The sequence below is a fragment of the Acinetobacter sp. AKBS16 genome (assembly GCF_002899995.1).
Taxonomy (GTDB): domain Bacteria; phylum Pseudomonadota; class Gammaproteobacteria; order Pseudomonadales; family Moraxellaceae; genus Acinetobacter; species Acinetobacter baumannii.
In genome coordinates, this window is the sequence record NZ_POYH01000032.1 from 1 (window position 1) to 19,530 (window position 19,530).

The 19,530-nt window shown below is 39.6% G+C and carries 20 protein-coding genes and 4 tRNA genes; 22 read left to right on the forward strand and 2 right to left on the reverse strand.

Annotated features, from left to right (window positions below; all coding sequences use genetic code 11):
• On the forward strand, positions 1 to 902 hold a 902-nt coding region (filE, locus tag C1642_RS05090; RefSeq protein ID WP_103236008.1), incomplete at its 5' end, for a putative pilus assembly protein FilE.
• Between the two features lie 18 nt (positions 903 to 920).
• Positions 921 to 2,846 carry a hypothetical protein gene (locus C1642_RS05095; RefSeq protein ID WP_031966839.1) on the forward strand — a complete coding sequence of 642 codons (1,926 nt, stop codon included), beginning with the start codon at positions 921 to 923 and terminating at the stop codon, positions 2,844 to 2,846.
• Positions 2,847 to 2,893: 47 nt separating this feature from the next.
• Here the strand turns inward: C1642_RS05095 and C1642_RS05100 are convergent, their stop codons facing one another.
• Positions 2,894 to 3,442 (reverse strand): NUDIX hydrolase, encoded by a 549-nt coding sequence (locus C1642_RS05100; RefSeq protein ID WP_000006665.1) that lies wholly within the window; start codon positions 3,440 to 3,442, stop codon positions 2,894 to 2,896.
• Positions 3,443 to 3,556: 114 nt separating this feature from the next.
• On the opposite strand from C1642_RS05100, the gene C1642_RS05105 reads away from it, so the two are divergent.
• The 6 genes from C1642_RS05105 to fghA all read left to right on the forward strand — a co-directional run bounded on the left by C1642_RS05105 (position 3,557) and on the right by fghA (position 8,739).
• The gene (locus C1642_RS05105; protein WP_002000136.1) at positions 3,557 to 4,183 is read left to right on the forward strand and encodes a CoA pyrophosphatase; all 627 of its coding nucleotides are present in this window, start codon (positions 3,557 to 3,559) and stop codon (positions 4,181 to 4,183) included.
• Positions 4,184 to 4,205: 22 nt separating this feature from the next.
• On the forward strand, positions 4,206 to 4,733 hold the full coding sequence (locus C1642_RS05110) for a gamma carbonic anhydrase family protein (protein ID WP_077166004.1): 528 nt from the start codon (positions 4,206 to 4,208) through the stop codon (positions 4,731 to 4,733).
• A 132-nt stretch (positions 4,734 to 4,865) separates the two neighbouring features.
• Positions 4,866 to 5,531, forward strand: coding sequence for a tRNA (adenosine(37)-N6)-threonylcarbamoyltransferase complex dimerization subunit type 1 TsaB (tsaB, locus tag C1642_RS05115; protein WP_032060007.1), 666 nt, complete (start codon positions 4,866 to 4,868; stop codon positions 5,529 to 5,531).
• A gap of 11 nt (positions 5,532 to 5,542) precedes the next feature.
• Positions 5,543 to 6,334, forward strand: coding sequence for a class I SAM-dependent methyltransferase (locus C1642_RS05120; protein WP_103236009.1), 792 nt, complete (start codon positions 5,543 to 5,545; stop codon positions 6,332 to 6,334).
• A 136-nt stretch (positions 6,335 to 6,470) separates the two neighbouring features.
• Positions 6,471 to 7,922: a C13 family peptidase gene (locus C1642_RS05125; protein ID WP_103236010.1), complete on the forward strand. Its 1,452-nt coding sequence runs from the start codon at positions 6,471 to 6,473 to the stop codon at positions 7,920 to 7,922.
• Positions 7,891 to 8,739: an S-formylglutathione hydrolase gene (fghA, locus tag C1642_RS05130; protein WP_001176396.1), complete on the forward strand. Its 849-nt coding sequence runs from the start codon at positions 7,891 to 7,893 to the stop codon at positions 8,737 to 8,739. Before C1642_RS05125 ends, fghA begins: the two co-directional genes overlap by 32 nt.
• Here fghA and C1642_RS05135 read toward each other — a convergent pair whose 3' ends face one another.
• Positions 8,740 to 9,012: a DUF2218 domain-containing protein gene (locus tag C1642_RS05135; protein ID WP_000843451.1), complete on the reverse strand. Its 273-nt coding sequence runs from the start codon at positions 9,010 to 9,012 to the stop codon at positions 8,740 to 8,742.
• A 184-nt stretch (positions 9,013 to 9,196) separates the two neighbouring features.
• On the opposite strand from C1642_RS05135, the gene rpe reads away from it, so the two are divergent.
• From rpe to C1642_RS05205, 14 genes are all read left to right on the forward strand, one after another.
• Positions 9,197 to 9,883, forward strand: a complete 687-nt coding sequence (gene rpe / locus C1642_RS05140) for a ribulose-phosphate 3-epimerase (protein WP_000043044.1) — start codon at positions 9,197 to 9,199, stop codon at positions 9,881 to 9,883.
• A 356-nt stretch (positions 9,884 to 10,239) separates the two neighbouring features.
• Positions 10,240 to 11,061, forward strand: a complete 822-nt coding sequence (locus C1642_RS05145) for a Cof-type HAD-IIB family hydrolase (RefSeq protein ID WP_103236011.1) — start codon at positions 10,240 to 10,242, stop codon at positions 11,059 to 11,061.
• Between the two features lie 100 nt (positions 11,062 to 11,161).
• A complete protein-coding gene (locus C1642_RS05150) occupies positions 11,162 to 11,557 on the forward strand; it encodes a hypothetical protein (protein WP_000174928.1) in 396 nt (131 codons plus the stop codon).
• A gap of 40 nt (positions 11,558 to 11,597) precedes the next feature.
• Positions 11,598 to 13,502, forward strand: coding sequence for a copper resistance system multicopper oxidase (locus tag C1642_RS05155; protein ID WP_103236012.1), 1,905 nt, complete (start codon positions 11,598 to 11,600; stop codon positions 13,500 to 13,502).
• The gene (locus C1642_RS05160) at positions 13,489 to 14,244 is read left to right on the forward strand and encodes a copper resistance protein B (protein WP_045900418.1); all 756 of its coding nucleotides are present in this window, start codon (positions 13,489 to 13,491) and stop codon (positions 14,242 to 14,244) included. Before C1642_RS05155 ends, C1642_RS05160 begins: the two co-directional genes overlap by 14 nt.
• 28 nt (positions 14,245 to 14,272) lie before the next feature.
• Entirely contained in the window at positions 14,273 to 15,268 is a 996-nt protein-coding gene (locus C1642_RS05165; RefSeq protein WP_213064253.1) for a cation transporter, read from the forward strand.
• Between the two features lie 149 nt (positions 15,269 to 15,417).
• On the forward strand, positions 15,418 to 15,738 hold the full coding sequence (locus C1642_RS05170; RefSeq protein WP_000312237.1) for a DMT family transporter: 321 nt from the start codon (positions 15,418 to 15,420) through the stop codon (positions 15,736 to 15,738).
• A gap of 11 nt (positions 15,739 to 15,749) precedes the next feature.
• On the forward strand, positions 15,750 to 16,229 hold the full coding sequence (locus tag C1642_RS05175) for a methylated-DNA--[protein]-cysteine S-methyltransferase (protein ID WP_000927482.1): 480 nt from the start codon (positions 15,750 to 15,752) through the stop codon (positions 16,227 to 16,229).
• A gap of 136 nt (positions 16,230 to 16,365) precedes the next feature.
• A complete protein-coding gene (gene argJ / locus C1642_RS05180) occupies positions 16,366 to 17,586 on the forward strand; it encodes a bifunctional glutamate N-acetyltransferase/amino-acid acetyltransferase ArgJ (protein ID WP_000268130.1) in 1,221 nt (406 codons plus the stop codon).
• A gap of 146 nt (positions 17,587 to 17,732) precedes the next feature.
• Positions 17,733 to 18,797 (forward strand): quinolinate synthase NadA, encoded by a 1,065-nt coding sequence (nadA, locus tag C1642_RS05185; protein WP_001278264.1) that lies wholly within the window; start codon positions 17,733 to 17,735, stop codon positions 18,795 to 18,797.
• A gap of 142 nt (positions 18,798 to 18,939) precedes the next feature.
• Positions 18,940 to 19,016, forward strand: a tRNA-Pro gene (locus tag C1642_RS05190).
• Positions 19,017 to 19,072: 56 nt separating this feature from the next.
• Positions 19,073 to 19,149 (forward strand) — tRNA-Arg (locus tag C1642_RS05195).
• Between the two features lie 33 nt (positions 19,150 to 19,182).
• Positions 19,183 to 19,258 (forward strand) — tRNA-His (locus C1642_RS05200).
• Positions 19,259 to 19,262: 4 nt separating this feature from the next.
• Positions 19,263 to 19,339, forward strand: a tRNA-Pro gene (locus C1642_RS05205).
• Positions 19,340 to 19,530: the final 191 nt, after the last annotated feature.

Below are 19,530 nucleotides of genomic sequence, written 5' to 3' on the forward strand. Positions count from 1 at the left end.
CTGCACCGACTGCACCGACTGCACCTAAGCATTCCTTAACTCATATTAAGCCTAATCAGGGAGAAATTAAGGAACAAACGAATGTTGCTAAAGCACTAAAGAGCCAAAGTAGTCCTTCTAGAATAATGAGTGAAGAAGTAAAGAAAGTTGATAGCTCTTATTTATCTATGCCAACTACCACACAGGCTGGCGCAAATTCGGATTCTTCAAAAGATAAATCTAAATTTACGAGTATTGATGGCGTAGAGTATGTAAATAATGAATATCTTGAGGATCAAGAATTTAATCTGGAAGGTAAGAAACGCTTTTATATTATGCCGAATGGTTTAGGACGAACGGAGTCTATTGAACGTCAGAAGGGTGTGAGTAAATCTACGTTAGAACAACTCTTTCATAAACAATCTCAAGATGATCGTGCAGCAATTATTTTAGCACCAACTTATATCCGGCTATCTCAAAAAGAATTAGAAACGACTTTTGAGCAAGATAAGTGTTTTGTGCAAGGCTACAAAAAGTCAATTAAAGTTCTTGGATCAAAAAAAGAAGTGAATTTATGGCCACGGAAGCCATTAAAAGAAAAGTTTGAATACGAGTTGGTGAAACTAGATCCCTCTGTACAACATTTACAGCTTATGTCATTTGCAGCGAGTAGTTCAACACCTCTCTATTATTGGCCTTTGGTTATATTCTTAGATGAAAAGGGATGTATCTTAGAGGGAGCAAGTGGTTTTAAGAGCAAATCTTATCCCTCAACCATACTACAACATGCATCGATTCAAGGTACTTTAAAAGTCCCGGCTCATGCACGTTATATAATGTTAACTCCATTATCTTCTTCTATAGATGTAGCAGAACATGAGTTATCAAATCAGGGACAGATTCAAATTTCGGTATTACGTTAAAAATAAGTAGGGTATCTAATGAATAAAAAATTATTATGGCCTTTTGCCTTAACTACGTTAGCAATAATGCTGAATGGTTGTGGTGGTGGTAGCTCAACTATTAATGAAGATCATACAAATGGGTCTGGAAGCTCAAATGCGAATGGAAGTTGCGCTGTCTCAAGTAATGATTGTTTACAGTTTTCACTCGATTATCCGATTGCTGGTCTTAATTTTACCTGTAGTAGTGCTACAAATCAGAGTTTCGTTACTAAAGCTTCAGGAAATAGTGTTGTTGGCACATGTAAACTGGGCGATACAGCCAACTTCTTTTTACAAGGTACTCAGACTAAAACAAAAATTGATCTGGGCTCTATCAATTTAGATAATATTTCAAAAATTAAGGTCGTTGTCCCACCACGTTTAAAAGTTATGGATATGGCTACTGCTTTAACTGGAGTAGCACCAGCTTCATTAAGTCAAGATGATCCAACCATTCGTGTAGCAATGGCTTTAATTAAGCTTTTCCAAAGTATAGGTTTAGAACGTGGTGATAATGTAATTGGAGATATACAGCCTACCCAATTTACAGAAGATAAAAAAAATACATTAAATGTTGTACTTCAAAATATTACTACTACTGAATGGAAAAGTGGTGCATATATTAATATTTTGAAACCTTGGTTAGATGTGAGCCAAATTAATGATAATGAAGCTTTTGCTTTACTAACTCAGTTGGCTCATTTAAGTTTAGTGGGCTTGTATCAATCTGATTACTTGACGTTAGCTCAACCTAATTTAATTTCTGAAAATTTTTATGGTTGTAATTTAGCTAATTTAGCGGATTGTCCGAAGAATACAGCTAATACCCAACATGTGATAGGTAATTTGTTCTTACTCTCAGATCGTCAAGGTTATACATTTGGTTATGGCTTACAATGGAAAGGTACAAGTACTACTACAAGTAATTCAACAGTTACAGCAGTAATGGAGGTATTAACTAAAGCTAAGCCAGCTCAACTTACTGCAAATGCTCAGACTACATGGCTTGATCCCTTACAAGCTGAGATTAAACCAACACAACCATTCCATTTAAAAGCCTCAGCTAATAGCAATGAAGATTTACTGATTTATCAAGGTAAATTATTAAATGACTCATTTATTGCTGGTCGTGAAAGTTTGTATTTAGGCGCAATAAATAGTAAAACACCAAATCCTCAACATTATGCATTATGGCGTCAAAGTATAAGTAATCAAAATTATAATGGTTCGATGGATATCTATAAGATAACTCCAGCAAGTTATCTTTCAAAGGATATCTTTAGAACCTCAAAAAATGTAAGCGTGGGCCAAACTTATATTTTCCCGTTATACGCCACTTTAAATATTAAATTTGATACAGCTGGAATTTCCCCAATCGATCTGGGTATTGTGATTGATGAAAATGGAGATATTCGAACTGATATTAAACCTAATGCAACACCAACAGATATGTCTGGCCATTGTGGTATTGTTTCAGATAATACTCTGGTTGATAATAATGGTGTTCAACAGTATCGCATAGGAACAACGGGTGGCACTGAATCTGCTTCAAATGATAAATCAATTACAGTAAAAATGATTTTTGCTGAACCTAAACTCGGTAATCTAAATGGTATTATGGCTGGGTTAAACTCGAATGTTGTTCAAGCTACTACCGAGACAGGCGGTCAAACATTAATTGTAAGTGGAGCAAAAATTAACGTTGCTAACTTGTTACAAGGGCAAGTAAATGGAATTAATCTTACGACCTATGATAACAAAACAGTCTCATGGTTAAATCCATATGCCTTTTATCAACGAGTATATAATAATATTAAGGATGTAAGTCCAGCTCCTACAGAAGATGATAAAGCTTTAGCTGAGCGAATGAGTGGGACTGTAACGATTAGAACCGCTGATTGTTATCAAATTAAGACAAAATAAGAGTTTAAAAAAGACCGCAAAAGCGGTCTTTTTTATTATCTAGCTCATTAGCCTGTATGGTCTAAACGAGTTCCTAACGTCTCTAGATGTGTTGGAAAAACTTGTTGTTTACGGTCTTCGAAATAATGTCTTAATGTGTGTTCAACACTAGGAAAGGCAAGTTCACCCCATGGGATTTCATGTTCTTCAAACAGTCGACATTCGATACTTTCTTCGCCAGCACCGAAAAGGCCATCTTTAAGCTGTGCTTTGAACAACACATAAATTTGCCCAATACGGGGAATATTATACATGCAATAAAGTTGTTCTATTTCAATCTCGGCTTCTGCCTCTTCACGAGTTTCACGCGCCGCACCTTGTTCCATAGTTTCGAACAATTCCATATAACCCGCAGGCAAAGTCCATAAGCCATAACGAGGTTCAATCGCGCGACGACAAAGTAATACTTTGTCTTCCCATAACGCTAAGGCACCGCAGATTACTTTGGGGTTTTCATAGTGAATATTTCCACAATGAGTACAAACACGGCGTACTTTATGATCACCTAAAGGAATTTTTTGTTCGGTTTTATGCCCACACGCTACACAGAAACTCATAATTATCATCGAGTATAGAGATGCCTCAGCATAACTGAATTTTTAGACTTACGCATCAACTCTATTCCCTAAGTTTGATTTTCAGATATGATGCAAAGAGAGACAGAATAATAGGTGAATGGTATGGAAGAGCACTTGCTAACACAAAAGTTACAGCAAAGATTGCGCTTTTCCACCCGCATACAAGAAGCACAAGCTGCGGTACTTATTGCGATTACGAATGAAAATAATCCTAAGGTACTGCTTACACGCCGTTCAATACATATGAACAACCATGCGGGGGAAGTTTCTTTTCCTGGTGGCAAGCGTGACCCTAGTGATACTAGTAATATTGTTGTAGCGCTAAGAGAAGCTCAAGAAGAGACGGCTTTAAATCCATTTGATGTGCAGTTGTTAGGCGATTTGCCGATGCAACGTGCAAGAAGTGGCTTGTCTGTAAAACCGATTGTTGGGCTTATTCCTCCTGAGGTAACTTTAATTCCTCAGCCCACCGAAATTGATCGAATTTTCTTTGTGCCTTTACAGCAACTTATAGAGACGCGTCCGACGCCATATGAAGTGCGATATGCTCATCAATCTTTATACTTCCCAAGCTTGCAGATTGATAATGAAATTATTTGGGGTCTCACAGCGCGAATGTTAATTGCCTTATTTAAATATGGTTTAGGCTACCAAAAAGAATGGCCATTTCTACTGAATGCACCAACGTTTGGAATGCCAAAATTTTCTCATAAAAAATAAAGATCAGGACTGATAAATTATGATGTATAGCTATCAAGGACAGCATCCAAAAGCCTTACATGAGCCATGGGATGGCTGGGTTGCTCCAACTGCAACGCTTATTGGACAAGTAGAACTAGGCCGTCAGGTCAGTATTTGGTTTGGTGCTGTAGTACGTGCCGATAATTGTGTCGTTCGGATTGGTAATTTTTCTAATATTCAAGAAAATTCGGTATTACATACTGATGCGGGCCTTGAGCTAAATATTGGCGAATATGTCACTGTTGGGCATAAAGTCATGTTGCATGGTTGTACGATTGGCGATAACAGTTTGATTGGTATGAATGCTGTCATTTTAAATCGAGCCGTGATTGGTAAGAACTGTATTATTGGTGCGAATGCTTTAATACCGGAAGGTAAAGTGATTCCAGATAACTCAGTGGTAATGGGCTCACCTGGCAAAATTGTAAAAACTTTAGATGAAGAAGGCGCAGCAAAAATACGCTTGAGCGCACTACATTATGCTGAACACTTTAAAAGCTATGCCGATTTGAAAGAATTCCATTTTTAAAATTTTAGCGAGATATTTTCTATGCCAAGCACCAGCTTGGCGTTTTTATTTAGATAGGAACAACTCGCCTATCAGAGCCGAGTGGGGTATCATAACTTCCGTTTTTAATCTGATTGAATACTAAGGTTGTGCATGAAACTGCTGGCGTTGGAAACTGCAAACGAGCAATGTTCCATTTCATTAATCGATGAAACCCAAGAACTCTTTTTCCAACTCGATACGCGAGCGAAAGCACAAACCCAGACCATTTTGCCAATGATTGAGCAAGGGTTACAACAAACTGGACTTGACGTAGCTGGTTTAGATGCAATTGCCTTTAGTCGAGGGCCCGGCTCTTTTAGTGGTGTTCGAATTAATGCAGCAGTTGCTCAGGCTTTAGCTTGGTCACAAGATTTACCAGTAATTCCAGTTTCTACCTTACAAGCTCTCGCACAAGCGGCTTACCGACTTGAAGGTTTAGAACAGGTGACTGCGGTACTCGATGCACGTATGAATGAAGTTTACATTGCAAGTTTTGTTCTAGATGAGCGAGGCATCATGCAGTGTATAGATGAAGAAAAATTAATGAACTACGAGCAAGCGGCTGCCTATGCAAAGCATTGCTTAATCGGTTCGGGTGCTAAGCTTCTTCAAACTGATGCAGAACATCAAACAATCACTGCCACTGCACAAGACATTGCTTCGATTGCACGTGTGTATGCAGCGCAAAAGCAGTGGGTTGATGCTGAACATGCTTTACCGGTTTACTTACGTGATGATGCATGGAAAAAAATTGCGGATCAGGGCAAAGCAAATTAAAGGCACTGCGCATGCACATATATTTTGAAGTAGATTTTCAAGAACAAGTACAGCACTACCAAGCTGTGCTTTATTCTAGAGGCGTGACTGTCGATTTACAGCCTATTGAAAAACTTAATGCCCGTTTTTTACGTTTAAATCCTGACTTGGCTCTTTGTGTAGATGAAAACGGACTTTGGTTATCTGCTAACGGCATGAAAATGCAGCCTGACTGGAAAGCTGAAATTCCGCGTTTAAAACGAGCAAGTCTTAAATCGGAAATGATTGCTCGTGCTTGTCAGTTAGGTGAAAAGCCAGTACTGGTCGATGCTACAGCGGGCTTAGGTCATGACAGCTTACTTATGGCTTATCTAGGAGCCCAAATCCACCTTGTTGAGCGCCATCCGATTTTATTTACTTTACTTGAAGATTCAAAAGCTCAGGCACAGCATGATCCATTTTTAAGCCAATTTATGGATCGTATTCAACTGATCTTCGCTGACTCTGCAAGCTATTTACAGCAATTAGATCAAGAAGAAAAAACAGTTGATGTGGTCTACCTTGACCCGATGTTCCCACAGCGCGATCAAAATCAACAAGCAATTAAAAAACAAGCCCAAGTCAAAAAGCAGATGCAGCTTTTGCATTTACTTTTACCCGAAGATGGAGAAATGGATTTGGGTGATCATTTGCTTGAGCTAGCCAAAAAAGTTGCAAAGCGAGTGATTGTAAAACGTCCACGACATGCTATTTTTTTAGCAAATCAAGAACCAGCCCATCAGTGGCAGGGGGATGCTTGTCGTTTTGATGCTTACTTTCAGTAAGCTTATGTAAGGTTAAGTTTTATTGCTTGAATAATGCACAAATATATGTGATATAGTTCAAAAGCATGATTGCTAAAATTCTTAGCAGGCATACACTTATGGTGCCTGACAAAAACGAAATTTTTGAAACCTTTTTATGATTGATCTCAAACCTTCCATTAACTTTTGGCATGATTTTAAAAGTAACCAGCTTGCCGGAATGTGGTTATTTTTGGGGTCAAGACGTTCCTTACAGATCGTACATCCCTCTATTCTTCAGCTCATTGTTTGGGGAGTATTAGGTGGGTGTACCAACTCACTTTATAGTTGGCTTGTTGCCGGTCAAATTGGCGACTTCAACTCACAAGGTCTAATTGGATACGCACTTTGGCCTTTTATTGCGCTTATTGTTGGTATTTTCTTATCACAGCGTATTAATCAGCCGCGTTTAATGTTGGTTCCAGCCTTATTGTGGTTGGTTTTAGATACCAATATTTTATTAATACAGTGTTTAATTCAATATTTGGGATCTAATGGTTATCTAAACTTTATTCCGGATGCTATTTATAACGGTATTTTACCTGGTTTGTTTGTAGCACTTTTTGTGTGGCAAAGTTTGGCGGTCATTTGGGTGTTCTCACGTGAGCTTAAGTGGCCTTGGTGGGAGCGGGCATTGGTTATGGTTGCGACCATTGCGACCATGGTGGTTTGGCAACTTTCCGTAAAAGATCAGCCTATTTGGAAAGTGGAAGATTCTCCACCTACTTTTGCCGAAGATGCTTTTTATGCACAAAGTAAATTACTTCATGATGCTTTAGAGCAAGTTCAATATGGTGAGTTAGCTAAAAGTCATTGGTATTTCTTGGGTGTTGCAGGCGATAGTTATCAAGACGTTTTTAAATCGGAAGTGGTTCGTATTAAAGAACAATTTGATACACGTTTCGGTACAGTCGGGCGTTCAATGATGCTGGTCAATAATCCGGATACACGAACTGAAATCCCGATTGCGTCTAAAACCAGTATAGAGTTGGCTCTACGCCGTATGGGCCAGCAAATGAACCGTGATAGTGATGTGTTATTTTTATATATGACATCGCACGGTGAGCAAAACCATTTTGAAATTGAAAATGCACCTCTAGATTTGGGGCAAGTCGATCCGAAATGGTTACGTGAAACGCTCGATAAAGCGGGGATACGTTGGCGTGTGATTGTCATTTCTGCTTGTTACTCAGGAAGTTTTATTCCGGCGTTACAGTCACCTGATACTTTAATTATTACGGCATCTGCTGCGGATAAAACTTCGTTCGGTTGTAATAACGAAGCTGACTATACTTATTTTGGACGAGCTTTCTTTGATTTGGCGATGCGAGAGCAGTCTTCTATGAAAGATTCGTTTAATGCCGCTAAGCAAACCGTAACCAAATGGGAAGTAGCTCAAGGTGTAGAACCTTCAGAGCCACAATGGATGATTGGTAAGAATATGGAACTTATGCTACCTCAGTTGGAAAAATATCTTTTTCCTCAACCAAATACAGGTAGGGTAAATATTGCTCAGACACAAACAGAGGCTAAAAACGATGCAACTCCTGCAAAAAAACCGCTGCTTTGAAGGTGAGCAGCGCATTTATCAGTTTGATTCTCAATTATTAAAAGGCTCTACTAAGTTTGGGGTGTATTTGCCGCCTGCTGCTTTAGAAGGTAAACCTTGCTCAACTTTGTTTTACTTAGCGGGTTTAACATGTACTGAAGAAACTTTTGCCATTAAGGCACATGCACAGCATATGGCTGCCCAGCTTAGTCTTATACTGATTACACCTGATACTTCACCTCGTGGTGAACAAGTTGCAGTAGGTGACAATTGGGATTTAGGTCAGGGCGCAGGCTTTTATATTAATGCCACAGAAGCACCTTGGTCTGAGCATTATCAAATGGAAAGCTATTTAATCGATGAGTTATATCCACTTATTTTAAAAAGTTTTCCAGTCAATGCTCAACAAGTCGGTATTTTTGGACATTCAATGGGGGGACATGGCGCCTTAACTTTAGCTTTTAAATATCCTGAGAAGTTTAAGTCAGTATCTGCATTTGCACCGATTTGCGCGCCAACTGAATGTGCATGGGGTGAAAAAGCATTTAGCCATTATTTAGGTACAGACCGCGATAGCTGGTTGGCTCATGATGCCACGGCTTTAGTCTCAAAAAATGGTGCGGTATTTAATGAAATTTTGGTGGATCAGGGGTTAGATGACCAATTTTATGAACAACTTCACCCTGAAAAATTTAAGCAAGCATGTTTAAAGGCAGGACAGCCTTTAACTTTAAGACAACATGCTGGCTATGATCATGGCTATTATTTTATCCAGACCTTTATGGATGAGCATTTGCAGTTCCATGCAATCCAGTTGGAAAAGGTCGCTGGCGAATAATTAGTGGTGCCATTCCACCTGAAATTCTTGTTGAGCCATACGGTTTAGATGATCAAGGACAACTTTTTCCAAGTGGTCATGGTCATCTAACTGGCTATCAATAGCAACATTTAACTGCTCTGTTTCTGGCGCAAGCGTAATAGTTGCTGTAGGCATTAAGATTTTAAAATCTTGTTCAGTTTCTTGTACTTCAAATTTATGTTTCCAATGATTAACTAGACGTTTTGCAATGCGTTTTCCATCATTTGTTAATAGATGAGTTGTGCTTTTCATTATCAATCCTCACATTGGTTTAATGTACCTTAACAAATTCGTTTGGCACTTGGCATTCTATAGTAGCAACGTTACGTTGCAAGTTTGAAATGTTGTCATTTAAGCAAGGAAGAGCGGGCCAAGTAGGTTCTTTTTTGTTATAATTTTTAGCCTCTCCTTAAATTTTTAGCCAGGTCATCCACCTATGTCCAAGCCTTATTTGATTGCTCCTTCTATTTTATCTGCCGATTTTGCTCGTTTAGGCGAAGATGTAGACAAAGTGTTAGCTGCAGGTGCCGATGTAGTGCATTTTGATGTGATGGATAATCACTATGTTCCAAATTTAACTTTTGGTGCAGGTGTGTGTAAGGCTTTAAAAAATTATGGAATTACTGCTCCTGTTGATGTGCATTTAATGGTATCTCCAGTTGACCGTATTATTGGTGATTTCCTAGAAGCAGGCGCAGATATCATTACGTTTCACCCAGAAGCTTCTCATCACATTGACCGTTCATTACAGCTTATTAAGTCTGGTGGTGCTAAAGCAGGATTAGTTTTTAACCCAGCAACACCATTGCATTATCTAGACTATGTTCTTGATAAAGTTGACCAAATTTTATTAATGAGTGTAAACCCAGGTTTTGGTGGCCAAAAGTTCATTCCAATGACTTTAGAAAAATTACGTGAAGCGCGTAAAATTATTGATGCAAGTGGCCGTGATATCCGTTTAGAAGTAGACGGTGGTGTTGGTCCTGCAAATATCCGTGAAATTGCAGAAGCTGGTGCAGATATGTTCGTTGCTGGTTCGGCAATTTTTGGTCAACCAGATTATAAAGTTGTGATTGATCAAATGCGTGCAGAGCTTGCAAAAGTCGGTAGTGTAGACGCTTAAAAAAAGAATATTAAGCTGAGAGTAAACTTGTGGATAACTTTGTTTATAACTGTATGGATAACTGTGTTGATAACCATATGGATAAGATGTTGGTAAAATAAACAAAATGAGATCAACCGTTTATTCTCTAAGCAAAACGTATGAAAAAAGAACGCTTTGGCGTTCTTTTTCTATTCTATCGGGATATTTTTGGATCTGTTTTTTTATTAAGCTTTGCTAAAAAATAACCTGTGCAAAAAACGAGAAGACTTGTGTAAAACTTTTTAAAATATATTGAATAGAAAACTGTAAAAGTGTCATGAAAAATAAAGCTAAATTTGATTTAATAAGATTTTAGTAAGAGACCTAGATCATTAATGACAGTAAAAATTTTAGCGGTAGATATGGATGGGACTTTTCTTAATTCTAAGAAGCAGTACAACAAAGCACGTTTTTTAAAACAGTATGAACAACTAAAACAAAATAATATCCGTTTTGTAGTTGCTAGTGGCAACCAGCTTGCAAAGCTTGTTACGTATTTTCCAGAAATTAATCATGAGATTGCTTTTATTGCCGAAAATGGTGCTCATGTTGTAGATGCGGGGCAAGAGTTAGCTTTTGCTCATTTAAGCAAAGAGCAATTCATTGAGATTTTAAATGCGATTGACCCAGTGTATACCTCTAAAATGGTGATCTGCGGAAAACAGAGTGCTTATGTGCATAGCAGTATGAACGGGGAAGATTATGCTAAAGTCGCTCGCTATTTTGAAAAGCTGACGGTTATAGATGACTTTTATGCACTAGATGACTTGGTGTGTAAAATTACTTTTACTGCGCAGGAAAATGAAAGTTTTACAATTTTTGAGCATTTTCAGAAGCAAAGTTTTGTAAAAGATAAGGTTTTGGTACCAGTCTCAAGTGGCTTTAATTTTATCGATTTGATTCTTCCGGACCAGCACAAAGCACATGGTTTGAAGCTATTATTGCAAAAATGGCAGGTGCACCCCGATCAAGTCGTTGCGATTGGTGATAACAATAATGATATCCAGATGATTAAAGCAGCAGGTTATGGGTTTGCAGTCGAAAATGCAGTTGAAGCCTTAAAAGCCGTTGCTCCTTACACAACTGCAAATAATGAGCAAGAAGGTGCATTACAGGTAATTGATTTGGTTCTTCAGCATCAACCTCCATTTGCTTAATGACCTCAATAACAATCATCTAAGATGGAAAATTGTATCTAATTTAAAACTTGGTTATGCTAAACAACTAAGATAAGTAGATTGCTCAAGGCAATAAATGATGACACTGCAACACTTACGCAAGTATGCTTGGTTTGTGTTCCTGATGACTTTAGTTATTGGGTGGAGTGGTGTGTCTATTGCTCAGACACCTATGCAGCATGATCTTCATACTATGCCGTGTCATAGTGAGCAAATGAAACATCACTCTATGCATATTCAAGCTGATGAGCAGACAACGTGTCATCAATCTATGGCTCAGGTTTCTCACCAACATGGTGAACACTGCCAAGACTGTAATCCGGTCCATTGTCAGATGGTAAATCTGGCTTTACAGCAAGCTGTACCAGATATTGAATCATCATTTATTCCTATTCCATCTCAATTTAGTAGTATTTATCAGGCACAGCATTTAGCCGGATACTGGCAAGAAATCTTACGTCCACCAAAAGCTTAATCCTTTCTTACTTATTTTTTTAGTTAAAAGGATTAAAGCAATGTCTCATAAAACGATTAGCAGCCTCGTCGCTGTATTTGGTCTATTGGTTTCACCATGGACTCTTGCGGCAATTAAGGAATATCACCTTAATATTAATGAACAACAGGTCAATGTTACGGGCAAACCCCTTAAACGAATTACCGTAAATGGAAAATTTACAGCACCACTCCTTGAGTTTGAAGAGGGGGATGAGGCTGTTATTCACGTCCATAACCAATTAAAGAATCAAGATACCTCTTTACACTGGCATGGGTTATTACTGCCAGGATTAATGGATGGTGTGCCGGGTTTTAATAATTTTAAAGGAATCGCGCCAAACGGAGACTTTGTTTACCGTTTTAAGGTGAAACAAAATGGCACATATTGGTATCACGCCCATAGTAAAGGCCAAGAGCAAGACGGTTTATATGGGCCGCTTGTGATTTATCCAAAAGGCAAAATACCAGTTGCGGCGCATGAAAAAACTGATCGTGATTATGTAGTGATGCTTTCAGATTTCCATGATTCTTCTAGCGATAGCATTATGAAGAATTTGAAGAAATCTGCTGAGTATTATCAAAACCGCCGTGAAACTGTATCGGATGTATGGAAGCAAGTTAAAGCACAGGGCTTCAAAGCAACTTGGCAAGATCGTTCAATGTGGAATCAGATGCGGATGTTAAAAACCGATATGTCTGATGTGACGGGCTATACCTTCTTAGTCAACGGCAAGACTCCTCAGCAAAACTGGACAGGTAACTTTAAAGCTGGTGATAAGGTTCGATTGAGATTTATTAATGCATCAGCAATGTCATTTTTTGATGTCAGAATTCCAAATTTGAAAATGACAGTTGTAAGTGCAGATGGGCAGCCAGTCAAACCTGTTGCAATTGACGAGTTTCGTATTGGTACAGCTGAAACCTACGATGTCATTGTGGAACCTAAACAGCCAAATTATCAGATTGAAGCAGAGTCTATTGACCGTAGTGGTTTTGCTATCGGTACTTTGCACAATGAAAATACGCAGGCTGTGGGGCCAGTCCAAATGCCAATACCACGCCCACGTGCTTTATTGACCATGGATGATATGGGCATGAGTCATGGTGGTGGAAGTAATGAACATGCTGGCCATCAAATGAACATGCAACATGACATGTCGGCCATGCCTGAAATGAAAAAAGAGACGAGTCAGGCTAATCATGATTACACAATGATGAATATGGATCATGACATGAAAAATATGTCATCTGGCGAACATGATCATTCCATGATGCACATGAAGCATGATATGGAGGGAATGTCAGCTAGCGAGCATGGCCACGCTATGATGAATATGAATCATGAGATGCCTGCTCAATCTGAGAATAAGCCTAAAAAGGATGAACCAGTTTATGGCTGGGCAAATGCTTCAACGCCAGCGGGTATGAAAGCACTGCAATATAGCGATTTGCAATCTTTAACACCTCAGCCAGATACCCGTGCGCCCGAACGAGAATTAGTCATTCGTTTAGGCGGCAACATGGAACGTTATATCTGGACCATTAATGGCAAGAAATTTAGTGACACGACACCTTTACAAGTTAAGTATGGTGAACGCATACGCTTGAAGTTTGTGAATGACAGTATGATGGCTCATCCAATGCATTTACATGGCATGTTTATGCAATTGGAAAATGGTCAACAAGCTAAAAATTTACCAAATAAACATACCATTATTGTTCCACCCGGAAAGACCGTTACTGCGTTATTGACAGCCGATGCCTTGGGAGAATGGGCGATTCATTGCCATCTGCTCTATCACATGAGTGCTGGAATGATGAATAAATTAATTGTTGCTCAAGTCAACGATGGGCAACAGCCCGCTCAGTCCCAGCCAACTGTTCAATCTGAAAATGAGAAAGGAGCTAGTCATGCGCATCACTAAGTTATTTTCTCAAATGATATGTTGCGGTGCTTTCTCGGGTATATCTGTATTTGCTTTTGCTCAAGAACCTCTAACACACGATCATTTACGCGAACATGGTGGACAGGTTTATCAAGCAACAAAGATTGATACTGGCTGGACTCAAAATGAAGAGGGTGAAAGCAGTTTTTCTTCTGAATTGGAAAGCTGGGTGGGAACGGATGAAAATAAATTGTTCATTAAAGCCCACGTTGAAAAAGCAGAGTCAGAAGATGCCAATTATGGCGGTTCATTACTTTATAGCCGCAATGTAGCTGACTATTGGGATGTACAGGCCGGGGTAAACTATGAACGTTTACAACGGGAAGACGAAAAGGAAGATCGCTGGGCTGGTGTAGTGGGCTTACATGGCATGGCGCCTTACTTTTTTGAAACCGATGCTTATCTTTATGTAGGTGAAGATCAGTTATGGAAGTTAAGCCTAGAGACAGAAAGAGATTTGCTTTTTACTCAAAAGTTGATTGGTCAGCCCTATTTAAAAGCAGATGTTGTTTTACAAGATGAATCTCGGTATGCCAGTAAAACAGGCCTGTCAAGTTTACAAGCTGGCTTTCAAACCCGTTATGAAATCAATAAAAAGGTAATGCCATTTGTTGATTTCGGTTATGGTTATGAAAAAGGTTTAAAACAAACCGCTTGGCAAACTGGAACCGACTCAGAACATGGTTGGTATTATGGAGCTGGGTTAACACTAAAATTCTAATTGCCGAACAAAAAGTAAGCTTAATGACATGCCATTGGTTTATACTGATGGCATTGTTTTTTGTGTCAGTTATGGTGCAAAGATGGCTTTAGAAAAACAAGAGAATCAAATAAATGTAAATAAAAGCTGTTCTGGCTGTGGGTGCTCAAATGTAGCAGCTCAGGACTTTTCTGTGGCAAGTGAACCTAGGGTAAATAAAACCCAATGGGTGAGTTATTATCATATCCCCCGTATGGATTGTGCAGCCGAAGAACAAATGGTACGAATGGCTTTAGCTTCTTATGCTGAACATATTCAAGAACTTTATTTTGATTTGCCCGCCCGCCATTTAGCGGTGTATCACAGTACTCAAGACGAAAAGATTACGCAGTGCCTGCAACGTCTAGGTTTAGGAGCCGAATTACAACAAACCCAACCACATTATGAGCCTGTTGAAAAACCCAAAAAGGTTCGACCAAGTTCCTCAACTAATGCAGCACAAAAACAGGTTCTACAATGGCTGTTACTGATTAATGGGGTCATGTTTGTCATTGAGTTAATGGCAGGCATTATTGCCTCTTCCACAGGGTTAATTGCTGACTCGCTCGATATGTTTGCCGATGCTGCAATTTATGGTATTGCATTATTTGTGGTGGGTAAAAACCTTGACGCTCAATTAAAGGCTGCACATCTTTCCGGATGGTTTCAGTTTGGTTTAGCCATAATCGTTTTAATTGATGTGCTGCGCCGTTTTATATATGGCAGTGAACCAGTTTCAATTTTAATGATTTTAATTGGGGGATTAGCGCTTGCGGCCAACATTAGTTGTCTTTACTTAATGAGTGACCATAAGGAGAGCGGGGCACATATGAAGGCGAGTTATATATTTTCTGCAAATGATGTCTTCGTCAACTTAGGTGTCATTATTGCGGGAATACTGGTTGCAATCACAGGCTCTCGTTATCCTGATTTAATTATTGGATTGATTATTGTTTTGTTCGTTTTAAATGGTGCACGAAAAATTTTACAGTTAAAAAATGAATAATATTTTCTGATAGAGGCAAGCTTGAGTTCGGGTTTGCCTTCATTTTTTATTTTAAAGTAAACTGAGTCTTCACATAAAGGAGGAACGACCTCCCCCATAATGGGTAATCATGTCGGGACGACCTGACGCTATAAAAATTAGTGAATGTTATGGCTTGGGCTATTTTAATTTTAGCAGGTGTATTTGAAGTGATTTGGGCATATTCTATGAAAATGTCTGAAGGTTTTACACGCTTAACACCTAGTATTATTACCGTAGTTTTTATGATTTTGAGTGTAGTTCTACTTTCAATTTCAATGAAAACTTTACCCCTTGGTACTGCTTATACGGTTTGGACAGGCATTGGTGCAATTGGATCATTTTTAGTTGGTATTTTCTTTCTTCATGAGCCTATTGGTGCGATGAGAATGATTGCTGCTGTACTGATTGTATCAGGACTGGTTCTAATGAAAATTTCGTCTCCATCCTAAGAGGATCAAGTATGTTGCTGTCTTATAAGTATATCAATTCGCCTGTTGGGCAATTAAAGCTGGTTGCGAATGAAAATGCTTTGGTGGCAGTACTTTGGGACAATGAAAATCCAAAACGTGTTCGACTGGCAGAGCTGGTCGAACAACTTGAGCATCCAGTTTTATTAAAGACCGAACAACAATTACAAGAATATTTTGAAGGCAAACGCCGTGAGTTTACATTACCACTAGATTTTGAAGGGACTGCATTTCAAAAACAGGTCTGGACGGCATTACTGACGATTCCGTATGGTGAAACAAGAAGTTATAAAGATATTGCTGTTCAGATCGGAAATGAAAAAGCAGTGCGAGCAGTGGGTGCTGCAAATGGCAAAAATCCGATTTCAATTATTGCACCTTGTCACCGAGTAATTGGTGCGGGCGGAGCTTTGGTTGGTTTTGCCGGTGGTCTTGATAAGAAAGATATTTTATTAAGATTAGAGCAAAAATAAGCTATTTTTAGCGCTCGATTTTTTTAGGCTTTTCTAATAAGCTGTCAATTCTGATATTTCATATAAAGCGTGTTTTATAACCTCGCTATTTTCTGAAATATTAATCTTTTCATAACAAACTCTGGATGTTCTAAAAATGGCTGTCGGTGACGTAACAATGCCACAAATGCATGTGGTAAAAGGTGTAAAAATTGGCTCAACAGAAGCATATGTACGTTACCCAAACCGACGAGATCTAGTCATTTTTGAATTTGCAGAAGGTTCAAATGTTGCAGGTGTATTTACGCAAAATGCATTCTGTGCGGCACCTGTTCATGTATCTAAAGCTCATCTTGCCGAAGGCAATCCGCGCTATTTAGTGATTAATACAGGTAATGCCAATGCTGGTACTGGTCCTACAGGTTTGAAAAATGCTCAGGATACTTGTGCAAAGTTAGCGGAGCTTGCTGGCGTTAACAGTTTCGAAGTACTTCCATTTTCAACAGGCGTGATTGGTGAGCAGCTTCCGATGGAACGTTTACTCGCTGGCTTACAACCTGCATTAAATAGCGTACAAGACGCTGCATGGAGTGATGCGGCATCTGGCATTATGACAACAGACACAGTGCCAAAAGGCGCATCTGAACAATTTGAGCTTGATGGTATGACTTATACCATGACCGGTATTAGTAAAGGCGCTGGGATGATCCGTCCAAACATGGCAACTATGCTGAGCTTTGTAGCAACAGATGCGCCTATTCGCCGTGATTTAGTACAAAAGCTATTAAAGACTACAGTTGAGCATTCATTTAACCGTATTACCATTGATGGTGATACCTCAACAAATGACTCTTGTATTTTTGTGGCAACTGGTCAGGCTGGTGGTGCTGAAATTACATCGGAAAGCGATGTACGCTACGCTAAAGTGTTAGAAGTACTTGCTCGTGTAATGAACCGTTTAGCACAGTTAATTGTCCGTGATGGAGAAGGTGCAACCAAGTTTATTACTGTTGCTGTTGAAGGTGGTGCAAATACTCAAGAATGTTGTGACATTGCTTATAGTATTGCGCATTCACCACTTGTTAAAACTGCACTTTTTGCATCTGATCCGAACTGGGGACGTATTTTAGCTGCAATCGGCTATGCTGGAGTGAAAGACTTAGACGTGTCTAAAATTCAGGTATGGTTAGACGACGTGCAAATCTGTAAAGATGGTGGCGCAGCCGAGGACTATACCGAAGAAGCAGGTGCTCGTGTAATGGCACAAACCGAAATTACCATTCGTGTTGACTTAGGCCGCGGACAAGCCAAAGACACGGTATATACGTGTGACTTATCTTACGACTATGTCAAGATTAATGCAGATTACCGTTCGTAAATATTCAGTTATAATCAAGCCTCGACAAAGAGGCTTTTTTATTAGCCCCATCTTTTGATATTAAATGATTGAATTTAGTAAATCGTTTAAGCAGTAACGTTATATGCGAGCAGGTATGCCAGCATGAAGGATAGAGAAGACGTTTTATGAGTGATGCGACTTTAATTGCCAACGATGCAAAAAACATTGTACAAGCGCATTTAGACCGTTTAGGTGAACCAAAAGACAACCGCCTAAGTGAAGAAGCAAAACAACAAAAGTTTGCACAGATCGAAGCAGAGCTCAAAAAACGTGATGCTGTCCTTGTTGCTCACTACTATTGCGATCCAGATGTACAAGAACTTGCCGAAAAAACAGGTGGATGCGTTTCTGACTCTTTAGAAATGGCCCGTTTTGGACGAGATCATGCAGCCTCTACACTGGTTGTGGCTGGCGTTAAGTTTATGGGTGAAACAGCAAAAATTCTGTCTCCTGAAAAAACAATTCTTATGCCGACACTTGAGGCAACCTGTTCACTTGACTTAGGTTGTCCAGTCGATGAGTTCACGGCATTTTGTGATCAGCACCCTGACCACACTGTAGTAGTTTATGCCAATACATCGGCTGCTGTTAAAGCTCGTGCGGATTGGGTGGTGACTTCAAGCTGTGCAGTTGAAATTGTTGAGCATCTAGATAGCTTAGGTGAAAAAATTATTTGGGCACCAGATCAGCACTTAGGCCGTTATATTCAAAAGAAAACCGGCGCTGATATGTTGCTTTGGGATGGCGCATGTATTGTGCATGAAGAATTCCGTGCACGTGGCATTGCTAACATGAAAGCACTGTACCCAGATGCGGCTGTATTGGTCCATCCTGAGTCACCAGAGTCGGTGGTAGAAATTGCCGATGCGGTAGGTAGTACTTCTCAATTGATTAAAGCTGCGCAGACTTTGCCAAATGAAAGACTCATTGTGGCAACGGACCGTGGCATTTTCTACAAAATGCAGCAAGCAGTACCAGATAAGATTTTGGTTGAAGCCCCAACAGCGGGTGAGGGCGCAACTTGTCGTTCATGTGCACACTGTCCGTGGATGGCCATGAATGAACTTGATGGAATTTTAGAAGTTTTACAAAAAGGTGATCAGGAAATACACGTTGACCTAGCACTTGCTGAACGTGCCAAAATGCCTTTAGATCGAATGTTAGCCTTTAGTGCATCATTAAAACGTTAAAAAGCCTCAAAATGCTTGTTAAATATACATTTGATAAGGATTTTTAACTTTTTTTGACAATAGGTGTTGACGTCTGAGGGCGTCGCGCCTAGAATGCACACCGTACCGCACGATGTGCGATACAGCAAAAGCTGAGATAGATCGGAGCATAGCACAGCCTGGTAGTGCACCTGGTTTGGGACCAGGGGGTCGTAGGTTCGAATCCTACTGCTCCGACCACTTAAAAGAATATTTTAAGATCGGCGAAGTATCGCATGATAAGCATCATCGGTTAAGCGCCTGTAGCTCAGTTGGATAGAGCATCCGCCTTCTAAGCGGATGGTCACAGGTTCGAATCCTGTCAGGCGCGCCATTTGGTAGCTTGGTACGTAGAACTTATTTGATGGTGGATGTAGCTCAGTTGGTAGAGCCCTGGATTGTGATTCCAGTTGTCGCGGGTTCGAATCCCGTCATTCACCCCAATTTCGGAGCATAGCACAGCCTGGTAGTGCACCTGGTTTGGGACCAGGGGGTCGTAGGTTCGAATCCTACTGCTCCGACCATATTTAAAAGCGTTCAAGCTTTCTAAAATATCCCATATATTAAAATCATTTCTTCTTATCTTATGGATAGAAGGAATTTTTTTGTTTTCTATAATAAAATTTTAATTCCAAATTGCTCCAATATCTGAACTTATTTATATAAGCTCTGTTCTCTGTTCTCTGTTCTCTGTTCTCTGTTCTCTGTTCTCTGT